The organism is Bacteroides sp. HMSC067B03, from assembly GCF_001811315.1.
GTDB classification, from domain to species: domain Bacteria; phylum Bacteroidota; class Bacteroidia; order Bacteroidales; family Bacteroidaceae; genus Bacteroides; species Bacteroides faecis.
Map to the genome: position 1 here is coordinate 1 of NZ_KV804390.1, position 15596 is coordinate 15596.

Annotated in this window: 14 protein-coding genes and 1 tRNA gene; 5 read left to right on the forward strand and 10 right to left on the reverse strand. The window is 45.3% G+C overall.

Annotation, left to right across the window (positions count from 1 at the left end; translation table 11 throughout):
* Window positions 1-117 precede the first annotated feature (117 nt).
* From HMPREF2794_RS16280 to HMPREF2794_RS16290, 3 genes are all read right to left on the reverse strand, one after another.
* Window positions 118-190 (reverse strand) — tRNA-Trp (locus tag HMPREF2794_RS16280).
* A 65-nt stretch (window positions 191-255) separates the two neighbouring features.
* Complete coding sequence (locus HMPREF2794_RS16285) at window positions 256-609, reverse strand: arsenate reductase family protein (protein WP_010537034.1); 354 nt, start codon at window positions 607-609, stop codon at window positions 256-258.
* A gap of 55 nt (window positions 610-664) precedes the next feature.
* Window positions 665-1249: a uracil-DNA glycosylase family protein gene (locus tag HMPREF2794_RS16290; protein WP_070751933.1), complete on the reverse strand. Its 585-nt coding sequence runs from the start codon at window positions 1247-1249 to the stop codon at window positions 665-667.
* A gap of 101 nt (window positions 1250-1350) precedes the next feature.
* Between HMPREF2794_RS16290 and HMPREF2794_RS16295 the strand changes: the two genes are divergently transcribed.
* From HMPREF2794_RS16295 to HMPREF2794_RS16310, 4 genes are all read left to right on the forward strand, one after another.
* On the forward strand, window positions 1351-4479 hold the full coding sequence (locus tag HMPREF2794_RS16295; RefSeq protein ID WP_070751935.1) for a SusC/RagA family TonB-linked outer membrane protein: 3129 nt from the start codon (window positions 1351-1353) through the stop codon (window positions 4477-4479).
* A 14-nt stretch (window positions 4480-4493) separates the two neighbouring features.
* A complete protein-coding gene (locus tag HMPREF2794_RS16300; protein WP_022301012.1) occupies window positions 4494-6089 on the forward strand; it encodes a SusD/RagB family nutrient-binding outer membrane lipoprotein in 1596 nt (531 codons plus the stop codon).
* A 72-nt stretch (window positions 6090-6161) separates the two neighbouring features.
* Window positions 6162-6869, forward strand: coding sequence for a nucleoside-specific channel-forming Tsx family protein (locus HMPREF2794_RS16305; RefSeq protein WP_022301011.1), 708 nt, complete (start codon window positions 6162-6164; stop codon window positions 6867-6869).
* A gap of 57 nt (window positions 6870-6926) precedes the next feature.
* Window positions 6927-8240, forward strand: coding sequence for a nucleobase:cation symporter-2 family protein (locus HMPREF2794_RS16310; protein WP_055271254.1), 1314 nt, complete (start codon window positions 6927-6929; stop codon window positions 8238-8240).
* 3 nt (window positions 8241-8243) lie between these two features.
* Here HMPREF2794_RS16310 and HMPREF2794_RS16315 read toward each other — a convergent pair whose 3' ends face one another.
* The 4 genes from HMPREF2794_RS16315 to HMPREF2794_RS16330 all read right to left on the reverse strand — a co-directional run bounded on the left by HMPREF2794_RS16315 (window position 8244) and on the right by HMPREF2794_RS16330 (window position 13697).
* Window positions 8244-10373, reverse strand: a complete 2130-nt coding sequence (locus HMPREF2794_RS16315; RefSeq protein WP_055271268.1) for a KamA family radical SAM protein — start codon at window positions 10371-10373, stop codon at window positions 8244-8246.
* Window positions 10374-10763: 390 nt separating this feature from the next.
* A complete protein-coding gene (locus HMPREF2794_RS16320; RefSeq protein WP_010537040.1) occupies window positions 10764-11396 on the reverse strand; it encodes a hypothetical protein in 633 nt (210 codons plus the stop codon).
* A 111-nt stretch (window positions 11397-11507) separates the two neighbouring features.
* Window positions 11508-12896, reverse strand: coding sequence for an alanine/glycine:cation symporter family protein (locus tag HMPREF2794_RS16325; RefSeq protein ID WP_010537041.1), 1389 nt, complete (start codon window positions 12894-12896; stop codon window positions 11508-11510).
* Between the two features lie 153 nt (window positions 12897-13049).
* Window positions 13050-13697, reverse strand: a complete 648-nt coding sequence (locus HMPREF2794_RS16330) for an AlbA family DNA-binding domain-containing protein (RefSeq protein ID WP_029425374.1) — start codon at window positions 13695-13697, stop codon at window positions 13050-13052.
* A 147-nt stretch (window positions 13698-13844) separates the two neighbouring features.
* Here HMPREF2794_RS16330 and HMPREF2794_RS16335 point away from each other — a divergent pair, with 147 nt between their 5' ends.
* Window positions 13845-14021, forward strand: coding sequence for a histone H1 (locus tag HMPREF2794_RS16335; RefSeq protein WP_007750534.1), 177 nt, complete (start codon window positions 13845-13847; stop codon window positions 14019-14021).
* Window positions 14022-14109: 88 nt separating this feature from the next.
* Here HMPREF2794_RS16335 and HMPREF2794_RS16340 read toward each other — a convergent pair whose 3' ends face one another.
* The 3 genes from HMPREF2794_RS16340 to HMPREF2794_RS16350 all read right to left on the reverse strand — a co-directional run bounded on the left by HMPREF2794_RS16340 (window position 14110) and on the right by HMPREF2794_RS16350 (window position 15492).
* Window positions 14110-14559: an N-acetylmuramoyl-L-alanine amidase gene (locus HMPREF2794_RS16340; RefSeq protein WP_010537043.1), complete on the reverse strand. Its 450-nt coding sequence runs from the start codon at window positions 14557-14559 to the stop codon at window positions 14110-14112.
* The gene (locus tag HMPREF2794_RS16345) at window positions 14556-14849 is read right to left on the reverse strand and encodes a hypothetical protein (RefSeq protein ID WP_010537044.1); all 294 of its coding nucleotides are present in this window, start codon (window positions 14847-14849) and stop codon (window positions 14556-14558) included. The genes HMPREF2794_RS16340 and HMPREF2794_RS16345 overlap by 4 nt, the downstream gene beginning before the upstream one ends.
* 115 nt (window positions 14850-14964) lie before the next feature.
* Entirely contained in the window at window positions 14965-15492 is a 528-nt protein-coding gene (locus HMPREF2794_RS16350) for an HU family DNA-binding protein (RefSeq protein ID WP_010537045.1), read from the reverse strand.
* Window positions 15493-15596: the final 104 nt, after the last annotated feature.

The following is a 15596-nucleotide window of genomic DNA, read 5'->3' on the forward strand; positions in this document are numbered from 1 at the left end:
AAATGAAAATCCCTCAGGTTTTTACATTGATCCATGAATATTGCAATGCGGATGAAAGGAAGTGGTAATAAAAAGAAAAACCGCAAATAGTCATGGACTGTTTGCGGTTTACTTCTGCACGGGAGGAGAGGCTCGAACTCCCGACACCCGGTTTTGGAGACCGGTGCTCTACCAACTGAGCTACTCCCGTGTTTGCGGCTGCAAAGGTAGTATAAACTTCCGAACCTGCAAATGTTAGGGTAAATAAATTTCCAATTATTTTAATTTTTCCCATTCATCGGGCTTAAAACCTACCAGAACGAAGCTGTCGGTCACTACTAACGGACGTTTCACCAATTTACCGTTAGTTGCCAATAAGGTGATTTGCTCTTCTTCGGTCATAGTTGGCAGCTTCTCACTCAGTTTCAGCTCTTTATATACCAAACCACTAGTGTTGAAGAATTTCTTTATCGGTAGTCCGCTTCGCGGAATCCATGCTTTCAACTCCTCCACCGTAGGGTTATCTTCCACAATAAGCCGGTTAGTGTACTCAATGTTATTTTCTGTTAGCCATTTCTTGGCTTTTTGGCATGTGCTGCATGCCGGATATTGCAAAAATAAAGGTGTCATACTATATGTTGTTTATTGATTCATACTTAAAAACTCAAACCTCAGAACTTAATACTTAAACAAGCATCTGCAAATCTTGATACATAATCCGATAGGCAGCCGCTTTTTTGTCTAAGGCAAGAGGGTATGCCCGTGAGGAAGAAGGCATCCTGTAGAGTCTCATCGCTCGTCCTTCGAATACGAATTCTGCATAATCGCCTACTTTGGGTTCGCCTACTTCCAATTGTTCACGGAGTGTGTCCGTCGCTTTTTGTCCGGTGGTGACGATGGCCCTGCATTCGGGCAGTTGGCGGAGTAATGCTGCAATATCCGTCGGCTGTACTACTTCGAGGAACTTGTCCGAAGCATTATCCTGCAAACGCCGGATAGAGGAGGCGGTATCGAACAGGGCGATTCCTTTTTCGTTTAGAAAATCAACGATCTGTTCCCGGCAGAATGCTTTCCGGCTCTCATTCAGAAAGTGTTCTTTGTCTCTGAAAAATAAAAGTCCGACAATGCGCCACATATCATTATTCAGGTTCGGATAGTAAAAATCCATCGACCACCGTTTCCTTTGTGGCGGAAAGCTTCCCAGCATCAGCAGCTTTGCTTTCGGGGGAAGAAAAGGTTCCAGCGGATGTTTTTCGATTTCAATTTCCATGCTTCTGTAATTTCTTACAAAAATAACGAATCTATTCTTTTCATTCAAAATAGTTACAGAAAAAAACAGTTTTAAAAAATTTTGGCTATTTTTGCACGGTAATGACAAAACAACATATTGGAATACTTTTGAAAACAAGAATACTTATAAGTTGCTGTTTTATAGGCTTGTTATTTTTCTTTGAAGAAGGTTGTTATGCTTCGCAGTCAGAACCGAAAGAAAATGTGAGAGTCTCTTCTGTTAATTTTACGGTGAGGGGACGGGTTATTGATGTGTATGGTGAACCGTTGATCGGAGCGACAATCAGAGAGAAGGGCGGAGCGAATGGAACAGTGACAGATGTTGAGGGGAATTTCTTCTTATCCGTTCCGGATAGTGCTATACTGCAAATTTCTTTCGTGGGTTACGAGTCTCAGGAAGTCGGCGTACAGGGCAGGTCGATGCTTGAAATATGTCTGAAGGAAAGCATTCAGCTGCTTGATCATGTGATTGTTACCGCTTTGGGGCTTGAAAAGAAAGAATCTTCTTTGGCCTATGCTGTGCAGAAAGTGAGGGGAGGAGAATTGAATCGCGTGAAAGAAGTGAATATGATCACTGCTTTGGCGGGGAAGGCAGCCGGTGTGCAGGTCAGCAAGAACTCTTCCGGTATGGGCGGGTCGGCGAAAGTCAGTATTCGTGGGGTGCGCTCGGTAGCCGGAGACAATCAGCCTTTGTATGTGATAGATGGAGTTCCTATGTCGAACTCCACTTCGGAACAGGCTTATTCGGCTATTGGCGGTACGGCAAATGCCGGAAACAGGGACGGAGGCGACGGTATCTCCAATCTGAATCCGGAAGATGTGGAAAGTATCAGCATCCTGAAAGGAGCTCCAGCCGCAGCCTTGTATGGTAGTCAGGCAGCCAACGGAGTTATTCTTATTACGACCAAAAAAGGAAACTCCGTAGGGCGGAGAGATATTCATTTCTCTACCGGATTGACTTTTGAGAAGGCTTTCTGTCTGCCCAAAATGCAGAATAACTATGGGGTAAGTGATGTGACAGACAGTTGGGGGGAGAAAGAAAACCTCATGGCTTATGATAATCTGAATAACTTTTTCCGTACCGGACTGACGTCGATCACTTCCGTATCCGTCAACTCCGGAAACGATAGACTGCAAACTTACTTCTCCTATGCCAATACGACCGGGCGTGGTATTCTGAATGAAAACAAACTCTCCAAGCACAATATCAATCTGAGGGAGACCGCTGTACTCTTCAATAGCCTGCTGAAACTGGATGGTAATGTGAACGTCATGAGGCAGACGGTGAAGAATAAACCTGTATCGGGAGGTTTCTATATGAATCCGCTGGTAGGGCTTTACCGCTTTCCTCGTGGCGAAGATTTGTCATATTATAAAGATAACTATGAACACTATGATGAGGAAAGAAAACTGAATACACAAAACTGGCATACTTTTACCGAGGACTTCGAGCAGAACCCGTATTGGATACAAAACCGTATACAGAGTAAGGAAGCGCGTACGCGATTGATCCTCTCTCTTTCCGCCAATTTGAAAGTGACCGGTTGGCTGACGCTTCAAGCTCGTGGCAATATGGATTATTCAGCCGATAAACTACGTCAGAAATTCTATGCCTCTACCGCTACGGCACTGTGTGGAATGAACGGGCGTTATATTGAAATGGATTATCAGGAAACGCTGATGTATGGAGACGTGATGGCGATGGCTAAGAAGAAACTGAATGATTTTACGTTGAATATAGCTATTGGCGGCAGTATTAATGATAAGGTTGTTAACTCCACCCGTATTGATTCGAAGAATGCTTCTCTAAAATTTGCCAATGTGTTCAACCTTGCCAATATCGTGATGAGCAGTTCTGCCAGTATTGACCAGAAAATAGATGCTCACTACCAACTGCAATCTGTCTTTGCAACAGCACAGGCTGGTTATAAAGAAGGAGCCTTTCTAGATCTGACCGCACGTAACGACTGGTCATCTACACTAGCTTATACAAAATACGAAAAGAAGGGATTCTTTTATCCTTCCATCGGAGTATCTTTTCTCCCCGATAAGTGGGTGAAGATGCCCGAATGGGTTTCGTTCTCAAAGTTGCGCGGAGCTTATAGCATTGTGGGTAACGGGGTACCTCCCTTCATTACTTATCCCGTATCGTATGTGACTGCCGGCGGAGGAATGCTGGCAAGTGATGCCGCTCCTTTTGCGGAGATGAAACCGGAAATGACACATTCTGTCGAACTGGGTATGGAATGGAAATTCTTGCAGCACCGCTTGGGATTGAACCTGACTTATTATCGTACCAACACTTATGAACAGTTTTTCAAACTCCCGGCACTTGCTGGAGATAAATACGCCTATCGATATGTAAATGCGGGAGATATTCAGAATCAGGGATGGGAGATCACGCTGGATGCCACTCCGGTACTGACTTCTGACTTTACATGGAAGACTTCCATGAACTTTTCTGCCAATAAGAATAAGATCGTAGAACTTCATGAAGAGTTGAAGGAGTTTGCTTACGGACCTACCAGCTTCTCTTCCAGTTATGCGATGAAACTGGTGAAAGGCGGTTCGATCGGCGACATTTACGGTAAAGCCTTTATACGTGATGAAGAAGGTCATATTCTGTATGGAACGGAGGGAGATTATAAAGGACTTCCGTTGGTAGAGGGTGACGGGAATACCGTAAAAGTGGGAAATGCCAATCCTGTTTTTATGTTGGGATGGGATCATTCTTTCTCTTACAAAGGTTTTAGCCTTTACTTCCTGCTCGACTGGCGATATGGAGGTGAAATCCTTTCGCAGACTCAGGCGGAGATGGATCTTTATGGAGTTTCGAAGGTTACGGCACAAGCCCGTGATAAAGGATATGTCTCGTTGGAAGGCCGGCAGATAAGCGATGTAAAGGGATTCTATAAGAATGTGGTCGGCGGACGTGCCGGAGTGACCGAATACTATATGTATGATGCGACCAACCTCCGTCTGCGGGAAGTCTCACTGAGTTATAGCTTCCCCCGAAAATGGATACAGAAAACGAACGTACTGAAGGACCTGCAACTTTCCTTTGTAGCCCGTAACCTTTGTTTCTTGTACAAGAAAGCTCCTTTCGATCCTGATCTGGTACTTTCTACGGGAAATGACAATCAGGGAATTGAAGTGTTTGGCATGCCTACCACCCGCAGTCTGGGCTTTACGTTGAAATGTGAATTTTAAGAGCAGGAGGGAAGATGATGAAAGGACATATTTATATATACTTGTTGGGTATTCTGCTGCTCTCCGTCAGCTGTACAGGGAAGTTCCGTGAATTTAATACCGATCAGTCGGGTATTACGGATGAGGATTTGGTGATTGATGATAATGGCTTCGGCATCCGTCTGGGAATTATCCAGCAAGGTATTTACTTTAACTACGATTTCGGTAAAGGCAAGAACTGGCCTTTCCAATTGATACAGAATCTGAACGCGGATATGTTCTCCGGCTATATGCACGATGCCAAACCGCTGAACGGAGGTACGCATAACTCGGACTATAACATGCAGGATGGCTGGAACAGTGCCATGTGGACACATATGTATTCGTATATTTTTCCACAAATCTATCAGTCGGAGAATGCCACCCGTGATACAGAACCTGCTTTATTCGGCATCACCAAAGTGCTGAAAGTAGAAGTTATGCATCGGGTGACGGACTATTACGGCCCTATTATTTATAAGAACTTTGCGAATGTCCGAAATCAATATCGCCCTGATACGCAGAAAGAAGTTTACTATGAGTTCTTTAATGAACTAGATTCGGCTGTTGTCTCTCTTGCCGGTTACATAGAAAAGAGGCCTGAATCCAACGGATTCTCCCGTTTTGATCTGTTGCTGGACGGTCAGTATTCTTCTTGGGTCAAGTTTGCCAATTCTTTGCGTCTGCGTCTGGCAATGCGTATTTCGGCAGTTGATCCGGATAAGGCATATACCGAGTTTCGGAAAGGATTGGAGAACGAATTTGGTGTTTTTGAAGCCGAAGATGAGCGGGTAGCGGTCTCGACACAATCCGGATTTACCAATCCGTTGGGAGAACTCAACCGTGTATGGAACGAAACTTATATGAGCGCTGCAATGGAATCTATTCTCACAGGCTATGATGATCCCCGGCTGAAAGTCTACTTTGAAGCCTGTACCGACAAGGCTTATGCAGGGGAGTATCGTGGAATCCGTCAGGGAACTTGTTTTGCACACAATCATTATGCAGGATTATCTAAATTGGCTGTCGATCAGAGTACGGATGCTCCTTTAATGAACTCTGCCGAAATCTGGTTTCTCCGTGCCGAAGCGGCTTTGCGTGGCTGGACTCCGGAAGATGAAGAAGAATGTTATCTGAATGGTATAAAAGCATCCTTGCACCAGCACGGGATTTATCAGATGGACGACTATCTGAACAGCGAACGAACAGCCGCTGACTTTACTGATACGTATGATGCTGAAAACAACATTCCTGCCCGTTGCCGGGTTTCTCCTAAATGGAATCCGGCAGATGATAAAGAAGTGAAACTGGAGAAGATCATTACACAGAAATGGATTGCCATGTTTCCGGAAGGCTGTGAGGCATGGGCTGAACAACGTCGTACGGGATATCCGCGTCTGTTTCCGGTACGCTTTAACCATAGCAGAAACGGGTGTATCGATACGGAGACGATGATACGCCGTCTCAACTTCCCCGGTACCCTGCAGACAGAAGATAAAGAACAATACTCAGCTCTTGTTGAGGCCTTGAACGGACCGGATCATGGAGGTACCCGACTTTGGTGGGATACAGGAAATAATCGTCTGGATTAAAATAGTAGTGTCAGAATGTGAATATATGTATAGGTTTAACTATTTTTGCACCTTCATTTAAACACATTTGTCATGAAAAAGATCATTTCTGCTCTTTTCCTGTGTATGCTGCTTTCTGCCGTACCGGAATTACAGGCACAAAACATTCAGTTACATTATGATTTCGGACGTTCCTTGTATGATAAAGATTTGAAAGGGCGTCCATTGTTAACCTCTACAGTGGAAAAGTTTCATCCCGATAACTGGGGAAGTACTTATTTCTTTATTGATATGGACTATACTTCCGAAGGAGTCGCTGCCGCATACTGGGAGATAGCCCGCGAACTGAAATTTTGGAAGGGTCCTTTCTCTGCCCATCTGGAATATAATGGCGGATTAGCAAAAGGATTCTCCTACAATAACGCTTATCTGGCAGGAGCCACCTATACCTATAATAACGCTTCTTTTTCAAGAGGCTTCACCTTGACAGCCATGTACAAGTATATTCAGAAACATCGCTCTCCGAATAACTTCCAGTTGACAGGAACCTGGTACATGAACTTCTGCAAGAACCTGCTCACCTTCTCCGGCTTTGCCGACTGGTGGCGAGAAGAAACGAACTATGGAAAAACAATCTTCCTGTCCGAACCTCAATTCTGGGTAAACCTGAACCGTATAAAAGGAGTAAATAAAAACTTTAACCTGAGTGTTGGCTCCGAAGTGGAACTGAGCAATAACTTCGGTGGTCGTGACGGCTTCTATGTGATTCCGACACTGGCTCTGAAGTGGACGTTAAACTAAACTTTAAGATACGAAATCCCGAAACGGATATACATAAATTATTGAATAAAATATCGAATGAAAACAGATTTGATCTACGGCGTAGAAGACCGCCCTCCATTTAAAGATGCCCTGTTTGCTGCCTTGCAACATCTGCTGGCCATCTTTGTAGCCATCATAACACCTCCTCTTATCATTGCAGGTGCGCTGAAACTGGATGTTGAAAAAACAAGCTTTCTGGTATCTATGTCCCTTTTTGCTTCGGGTGTATCCACGTTTATACAATGCCGTCGAATTGGTCCGATAGGGGCCAGGTTACTTTGTATTCAAGGCACCAGTTTCTCTTTTATCGGGCCCATTATAGCTACCGGATTGGTAGGCGGACTTCCCCTTATATTCGGTTCCTGTATAGCTGCCGCTCCCATCGAAATGGTTGTCAGCCGTACTTTCAAGTATCTTCGCAATATTATCACTCCGCTGGTGTCCGGTATTGTCGTGCTGCTCATCGGATTGAGTCTGATTAAAGTCGGTATTGTTTCTTGTGGCGGCGGATATAGTGCAATGGATGACGGGTCCTTCGGCTCGTGGGAAAATCTTTCTATTGCGGCACTCGTCTTGCTGAGCGTCTTATTCTTCAATCGCTGCAAAAACAAATACCTGCGCATGAGTTCCATTGTCTTCGGTCTCTGTCTGGGCTATGGATTGGCTTTCGCTTTGGGCAAAGTGAATATGAGTGCGCTCAATGTTGAGATGCTGATGAGTTTCAACATCCCTCAGCCCTTTAAATATGGTGTTGACTTTAATATCTCTTCGTTCATCGCCATCGGTCTGGTCTATCTGATTACCGCCATTGAAGCTACGGGAGATGTGACAGCCAATTCCATGATTTCCGGACTTCCGATTGAAGGGGATTCATATCTGAAACGTATTTCCGGCGGTGTGATGGCAGATGGATTCAACTCTTTCCTGGCAGGTGTTTTCAACTCCTTCCCGAACTCCATCTTCGCACAGAATAACGGTATCATTCAATTGACCGGAGTTGCCAGTCGCTATGTAGGTTATTATATTGCCGCCATGCTTGTCCTCCTCGGATTATTCCCCATTGTAGGAGCCGTCTTTTCCCTGATGCCCGATCCGGTATTGGGTGGTGCTACCTTATTGATGTTCGGTACCGTAGCAGCCGCAGGTATCCGTATCGTCTCTTCGCAGGAAATAGGACGCAAAGAAACTCTGGTATTGGCAGTCAGCCTCTCTTTAGGTCTGGGTGTAGAACTGATGCCGGATGTTTTAAAACAAGCTCCAGAAGCGATTCGGAGTATATTCTCCTCAGGAATCACCACTGGAGGTTTGACTGCAATTATTGCTAATATAGTAATACGGGTGAAGAGCTAGGTATTAGGTATTAATACCTAAATTACTCATTTTATTCGTGATACGGAAGGGGAAATCGGGGTATTCGTAAAGGCTGAAACGAGGTTCGGTTTCTCCTTTTGTATAGCTCCAGATGGATGCGTAGTCTTCCGGATCTTCCCCCATTTTGCCAAGTTGGCGCAGATAGGCAGCCAATGATTTGTTCTCTACGATATAGATCTGTCCCATCTGGTCAATAATAGGACTGTGATGACGGGTACTGTCATGCTCGAAACGCAGAATACGTTTTCCTTCTTCTGTCAATCCGACTAGCTGGAAAGTCATGCTCTTGCCGATCGCGGGTAAATTCAATACACTACGGTCTGTAGCAAGGAAAGGCAGATGATGCTTTCTCATAAAGCGCCTTATCTGTCTGGCAACATCCTCTTTTTCTTCCGTATCCACTTTGGTTTCCAGCAGCTTATACAACTCTTCCGCCTGTTCCGGATTCATCTGACCGTAGATCTTTTCCTCCTGTTGTTCCTGCATCGAACGGCTGTTCGGTGCAAACACTGCATAATTCTCATTGAATCCCTTCACAGAGAAAGTATAATAGCATACCACTCCCAACGAATTAAGCACTTGGCGAAGCCGTGTCGTATGTCCCCTTCTCGAAGCAGCCACCGTATATACCAACTGATTCGTAATGATCCATCCGGCAGAAAGAATTTTCCGGATCGCCTCTTTGGCTTCAGGAGTCACCTCTAGCGGTGTCTGAAAATGCGTCTGAATGATAAACTGCTTCACACCAATAGCCGAAGCCTTCTCCTTAAACTCACGTAAAATATCGATCAGTTCATCATTGATACGCATCGGCAAATAAGCCAGCAAGCGAGAACCTAACCTTACCCGTTGCAGTTCCGCATACTTTTCTCCTTCCGGACGTTCGAGATTCGCCCTTTGTTTACGTACTGCCATGCGGTAGACAGCCTCCAATATATTCCGGAGCGTCTTATTCTGACTCATCAACGCATCTCCGCCAGTGATAAGAATATCCCTCAACTGCGTATCTTTCTCGAAATACGTCATCAACCGTCGCAGCTTACTGTCCCAAGCTTCCTTCGGACGTAACGTTTCAAATTCAAAGTTTAACCGTTCGCTCTGGAAATCATACATACGCTGGCAAGACGCACAAAGACCTCCGCAAGCCCGTCCCATCGTATCAGGAATAAGGATCGCCACTTCCGGATAACGCCGGTGAATATTATGTCCGTCAGGCAAAAGCCATCCTGCCGCGTTAGGTTTCCCTTCCTCTACAATATCCTCCTTCTCCCATGCACGAATATTGCCATACGTTTCCACCAACCGCGGTGAATAAAGAATATAACTCCGGATCGCATCATCATTGTACCCATATCCCGTAATATTCAGCAACGACAGATAATAAGGGGTAGCAAAGAACGGCATCCCCTTTTTGCGAGCCCTATTCAGCAAATACATCGTCTCCGACGAAAGCGAATTCCCCAAAAAACGATTCAGTTCTGCCGGACTCTTTACCGCCATCGACAAATGGAAACGGAAATCATTCCACCACTTGCTCACCAATTCATACTTCTCCTCATAACTCATCCCCTCCTCAAAATGGAACCGTACCGAAGGCTTCGACTTCCGATTCTCTATCTTCTGAATCAGCAAATGCAACATCCGCTCCTTGTTCTCATCGCGTTCTTCACGCACCTCTTCATCCAGCCCCGTAGCCCACCGGTCATTCCGGCTCTTGATACGTTGCGGCGACGGCAAAGGAACAGTCTCCCCCTGCAAGCGTTTAAACAACTGGAACAATTCAATAAACAAATCCGTCGGCATCTCTATATTCTCCAACCTTTCCGTCAGAAACTGATATAGTAACCGAATCGTCTGTACTGACATATCCTGTCCCGTAGACAGTTCATGGACATCCTGTCCATCATAATGGAGTAAGAGTCGAATTTGCTCCCTCGCCTCCTTCGCCGTCTCGTTCACTACCTCACAAGCATCCAGATACATCAGCAACCCGGCCTTAAAATCCTCCACCGTAGGACTCTTTACAGCCATCTTCACCAACTCCGGCATCTCCTGATTATAGATTTGTTTCAACTGCGAAAAAGTAAGTACAAGCATTTTCTTTTGTTTCATAAGCATCCTATCTTTTTATCGACTAGCAAATTATTGACTAGTGTAGTAAATTATCGACTAATAAATTAACGACCAACAGCCCCAACACCTCCAACACCCCGCAGGTCCCCCCGGCCTCGTCTGCCCGGCGTCAAGCGAAGGTCTTATTCACGGCGTCAAGAAGGGCAGACTGTTTGAGCGTAGCGAGTTTCTGCCCTTTAGCCGGGAATGAGACCTGAGTAGCCGGGCAGACGCAGCCTTGATTTTTTCTTTTTGGTACTTTTTCTTTTGCATCAAGGCAAAAGAAAAAAGTACATAAAGATAATAAAAAAAGCGAAGCCCCAAAAGCCCCGCTTTTCCAATCGTGTATTTCTTTACGATTTATTTTTTCTTTCTAACATTTCGAGCGACTTATTTTTTCGTCTCCGTGTCATCCTCTTTCCGTTTCGGTTCCTTCTTGGCCAGAAGAACGATATTATACACATAATCCGTCATCCATTGTTCCGAATATCCCAGACGTTCCTTGTATTGACGTACGGTAGCAGCTGTCTTGTGTACATCATCCGCCTTCCATACCTGCTTGGTGCAAACATCGTGAACCGTCTTCTGCGTCATCCCGTATAAAGCCTTCTTGAAGATAGACGGCATACGGAATTTCCATTGCATCAGGTTACCCATTAGCATCATCAAATCATTCGAGAAGCCCTGATACATAAACAGATAAGACTGAATATCATTTTGTGTGCGGCAGTTACGTTTGACAGAAGCATCTATCTCTTTGAAGAAACTCTCGTTCAATCCGTAGTCCTGCATCAACATTTTGCGTGAAGCCGATTTCTCTGCCAGTCCCAGTTTGCCGCCTTGCGTCGGTATTTTGAACAAACGTTTGAAGTTTGCTACATCCGGCAAGAAACGGATATTAGTGATACCTAAGTTGGTAGCGATGACTGACTGGAAATAAACCCTTGTCAGTGATATAAAATCTTCTACGTTGCCGACTTTTGTTTCATCGGATTTTTTTTTAAATAAACCAAATAAGCTCATTGTCCTATATCTAATTTTATGATTTACAAATTACAGATAGAGTCTGCGGAAAGATACTATCAAACAAGTCGTCCGCTAAATTGCCGCAAAGGTAGTAAAAACTGTTGGTTTTCACCAACATTCCAAGTCCTTTTCGATCTCCGGCATAGTCTCTTTCTTGAAAACGGGACTTTGGATGCCTGCTTTCTTTTGGGCGCGATAGTCGGAGAGCAGCCGTACTGCGTACTTCCCGAGAAAAAGAATGGCAATCAGGTTGCAGATAGCCATCAGCGCCATCGTGATATCTGCCAGGCTCCATACCATATCAAGAGTCGCAACAGAGCCAAAGAGTACCATGCCGCCTACCAATATCCGGTAGGAGTGCAGTACCCATTTCTTTTCGGTGATGAAGCGAATGTTTGCCTCTCCATAATAATAATTCCCCAGAATACTGCTGAATGCGAAGAAGAACAGTGCTACGGCAACAAATACCCCTCCGGATGCGCCGATCTCATTGGTCAGCGCCTGCTGAGTTAGTTGAACACCGTTGGCAGAACCGTCCAGCGGAGCACCGCTAAAAAGAATGATAAACGCCGTGCAAGTACAAATCAGTAGTGTATCGGTGAATACAGCCAGCGTTTGTATCAGCCCCTGCTTCACAGGATGAGTGACGTTTGCCGTTGCCGCTGCGTTCGGTGCCGATCCCATACCCGCCTCATTGCTGAAAAGTCCCCGCTTGATGCCTTGCATCAGTGCCATTCCGACTCCTCCTCCCAATGCCTGTTCCCAGCCGAAAGCGTGGCTTACGATCAGCGAGATGACTCCCGGCAACTGAGTAATATTGAGTAATACGATGACCAATGCCAGTCCTACGTATCCCAATGCCATAATCGGTACGATAATACTGCTTACCCGGGCAATGCGGCGAATTCCTCCGAAGATGATGAGAAGAGTCAGTGCGGTAAGTATCCCTCCCAACACCGTATGGTCGAAACCAAAAGCATGTTCGGCAGCGGCACAGATTGTATTGCTTTGTACCGAGTTAAAGGCAAAACCGAACGTAATACTGATAAGTACGGCGAAGAGCATCCCCATCCAAGGCTGTTTCAATCCCTTCTTCATATAATAGGCAGGGCCTCCGACGAAAGAATCCTTTCCGCGTATTTTATACAGCTGCGCCAGTGTAGATTCGATGAATGCGCTTGAAGCTCCCAGCAGGGCAATGACCCACATCCAGAAAACGGCTCCCGGTCCTCCGATAGCGATGGCGGTGGCAACCCCTGCCAAGTTTCCCGTACCTACGCGGCTGGCAATGGAGATGGCAAACGCTTGAAAAGAAGACACATGCTTTTCTCCGTGCTTTCCTTTTCCGGCAGATTCGCTGAGCAATACAATCATTTCGCGAATCATGCGGAACTGTACGAATCTTGTCCGCACGCTGAACCAGATTGCGCAGCCTAGCAACATGATAATCAGGATATAAGTCCAGAGAATATCGTTAATCTCGTTGATAAAGTTCATATTTGTATGGAAAAGAATATATTTAGGCACGGATTACACGGATTAACACGGTTTTAGTGCTATGATTACGTAAAACAACCGTGTTAATCCGTGTAATCCGTGCCTAATCCTCAATTTATAATTTTGTTCATTTCTAAAATGATAACTCTTGCATTATTCGCTTTTTATCCGAAAATAGAATTTATGATTTTCGAATACAGGCTCTACTATTTCATAACGAACAAATTTGGCGAGCAGATGTTCGGCTGCCCGTCGGGAAAGTCCGGTCTGGCGACAATAACGGTTGAGAGAAAGCAAAGTACCCTGTTCCAGCAGGTCGAGCAGGAGCTGTTCCCGTTCCGTGTATCGGATCAGTTCTCCCCGTGGACTGTCACTTTGCTGCCATACACGCAGATGAATAGGCGTCGCCAGGATATTCTCGTCCTTGATGCGGAGATAGGCGAGAGGTTTCCCGTTTTCATCTTTTGCATACACAGGCTTGTGCGGGCTTTCTTCGATGGTGGCCACCAGTACCTGCTTGCCTTCCACGATAAATGTCTGTAAAGTATATTCAACTTCCGGAATACAATAAAGTTGTGCAGCGGCTTCTATCATATATTTTTCTTCTTCAGATCGTACTCCGGCTATCCGTCCGTTGTCTTTAACGCCTATCAATAACCGCCCTCCGTCGGTATTGGCAAATGCCGAGAGGCTTTTTGCGATTTTCCGTGCGTCTGAAATTTCAAATTTGAAGTCCTGTTGCTGATGCTCTCCTTCAGCTATCAAACTATGTATATAATCCGTATCTGTAAGCGTTTTCATGGCTACAAAGGTAGGGAAAAATGGCGAAAAGCCCTTTTTTTAGTTTATTTTCGCAGATAAATTCAAAAAAAATATCGTTTTTATGCGTTTATTTCGGGAAACAGTGTATTTTTGCGGCACATTATTAACGAAAAAAATAAAAGGATTATGAAAGAATTGGTAGAAAAAGTAGCAGCTCTGTATGCTGACTTCGCAAAAGATGCTAACGCTCAGATTGAAAACGGTAACAAAGCAGCAGGAACTCGCGCTCGTAAAGCTTCTTTGGAAATCGAAAAAGCAATGAAAGAATTCCGTAAAGCATCTTTGGAAGCTTCTAAGAAATAAGATTTGGAAGTCTACTAAGATATCAGAAAAAAGAAAAATCCCCTTATCTCACAACCGGACAGGCGAGAGATAAGGGGAATTCTTTTATTTACTCTCGGTTCCACTCCTTACTTGCCTCAAAGCAAGGACACGCCTTGATCCATTCTTCCGGCTCTATCTCACCGTTCCCGTTGAGATCGGGACTGAGATCACGATGCCCGCAAATGCGGCAACCGGGAAAATCTTTCAGCAATGTGAGGATAAGCACCCGTAGAGAATGTTTCTGCCACGAAGTACGCGTATCTTTGGGCACTCCCCGACAGTCCAACCCACCTTCATAGCAGATCCCTATACTCTCCTTGTTGAAACCTCGTGCGTGAGCACCGATACGTCCGATAGGGCGGGTAGATTTGATATCACCGTTTCTGCGGATATAAAAATGATACCCCGTTCCGTTGAATCCGCGACGGCGGTGACACGTCTCCAAGTCATGCTCGGTGAAGCTCTTGTCCTCCCGGGTGGCGGAGCAGTGGACGACAATTAGATTGATTGTCCTCATGCGTCCGTACTGTTTTTGCGTTGGATACACTCCTTGTTGACGCACTGCAATGCCATCGCTTCCGACAACCTGCCTTTCAAGGAAAATATCTCCGCATGCATCTCCTTTACCCGGTCGCTCAGGTCGAAGTAATCTTTCAATACCTTTTCGAGCTGTGCCATCAGGAAGCCGTATTGTTCCTTCACAAGTTCGCTGAACTCTTTCACTTCCTGCGCCATTTGCTGGCGTTTCTTGCGACCTCCGAAGAAAGGGAGAATCGTCATAATAATATCAAGTATTTTGTCTAACATATATTTATTGAATCATTGGTGAATAAAGAAAATAGAATCGGGTAGAGTGATCAATCATATTAGTGAAAAAAACATGGCGGAGCTGAAATCTCCCCGCCATGTGTAGTTTACAGTCTTAAACTGTCGGGTCCGGTGCCTCGTCTCCATCATCCCCTCCGGGAGTGTTGCCGCCCGAACCGCCGTTTCCACCATTGCCGCCGTTTCCGCCTCCGTCTTCGTCACTCTTACCACCCAGCACGAAATCCACATTATTCTCGCTTCGGGTACTGGTGTGACTTGCGTTCATCAGCTTCAGCGCCTTGTCCGCAACGAACCGCACATTGACACGGCGAATGCTGCGTACCGTACACTCCTTCATCAGCTCCGTACCGTCACTGGTCAGCGTGATGTGGAACGTACCCAGTCCGTCAATTTTCACTTTGTCGCCTTGTGTGAGCGATGCCCGCAGTTGTTCCACAAAAGCCTCGATGGTATGCTTCACATCTCCGGCGGTCAGTGCCGACTTGCTTTCGATAGCGGTAGCTATCGTGTCGATGTCCATCACCCTCACATTGCCCGACTTCTGACGGATGTAATACAACATGGGAGCATTCTCCTGGTTTACATACTTTCTGCGTTGATAGCGTTCTACTAATACATTCATAATTTCTAAAAAGTTAAGGTTTGGTTAATACTTATGTGATGCTTTTTTCTAACAATACAAAGATACGAAATCTGAGAGGCGAAGTCAAGTAAATAGCACTTTAT

Excerpts from the sequence above, each read along its gene's own strand:
- HMPREF2794_RS16295 (WP_070751935.1), top strand. The coding sequence starts at position 1,351 with ATGACAAAACAACATATTGGAATACTTTTGAAAACAAGAATACTTATA.
- HMPREF2794_RS16350 (WP_010537045.1), bottom strand. The coding sequence starts at position 15,492 with ATGAATGTATTAGTAGAACGCTATCAACGCAGAAAGTATGTAAACCAG.
- HMPREF2794_RS16285 (WP_010537034.1), bottom strand. The coding sequence starts at position 609 with ATGACACCTTTATTTTTGCAATATCCGGCATGCAGCACATGCCAAAAA.
- HMPREF2794_RS16320 (WP_010537040.1), bottom strand. The coding sequence starts at position 11,396 with ATGAGCTTATTTGGTTTATTTAAAAAAAAATCCGATGAAACAAAAGTC.
- HMPREF2794_RS16340 (WP_010537043.1), bottom strand. The coding sequence starts at position 14,559 with ATGAGGACAATCAATCTAATTGTCGTCCACTGCTCCGCCACCCGGGAG.
- HMPREF2794_RS16310 (WP_055271254.1), top strand. The coding sequence starts at position 6,927 with ATGAAAACAGATTTGATCTACGGCGTAGAAGACCGCCCTCCATTTAAA.
- HMPREF2794_RS16330 (WP_029425374.1), bottom strand. The coding sequence starts at position 13,697 with ATGAAAACGCTTACAGATACGGATTATATACATAGTTTGATAGCTGAA.
- HMPREF2794_RS16300 (WP_022301012.1), top strand. The coding sequence starts at position 4,494 with ATGATGAAAGGACATATTTATATATACTTGTTGGGTATTCTGCTGCTC.
- HMPREF2794_RS16290 (WP_070751933.1), bottom strand. The coding sequence starts at position 1,249 with ATGGAAATTGAAATCGAAAAACATCCGCTGGAACCTTTTCTTCCCCCG.
- HMPREF2794_RS16335 (WP_007750534.1), top strand. The coding sequence starts at position 13,845 with ATGAAAGAATTGGTAGAAAAAGTAGCAGCTCTGTATGCTGACTTCGCA.
- HMPREF2794_RS16325 (WP_010537041.1), bottom strand. The coding sequence starts at position 12,896 with ATGAACTTTATCAACGAGATTAACGATATTCTCTGGACTTATATCCTG.
- HMPREF2794_RS16305 (WP_022301011.1), top strand. The coding sequence starts at position 6,162 with ATGAAAAAGATCATTTCTGCTCTTTTCCTGTGTATGCTGCTTTCTGCC.
- HMPREF2794_RS16345 (WP_010537044.1), bottom strand. The coding sequence starts at position 14,849 with ATGTTAGACAAAATACTTGATATTATTATGACGATTCTCCCTTTCTTC.
- HMPREF2794_RS16315 (WP_055271268.1), bottom strand. The coding sequence starts at position 10,373 with ATGAAACAAAAGAAAATGCTTGTACTTACTTTTTCGCAGTTGAAACAA.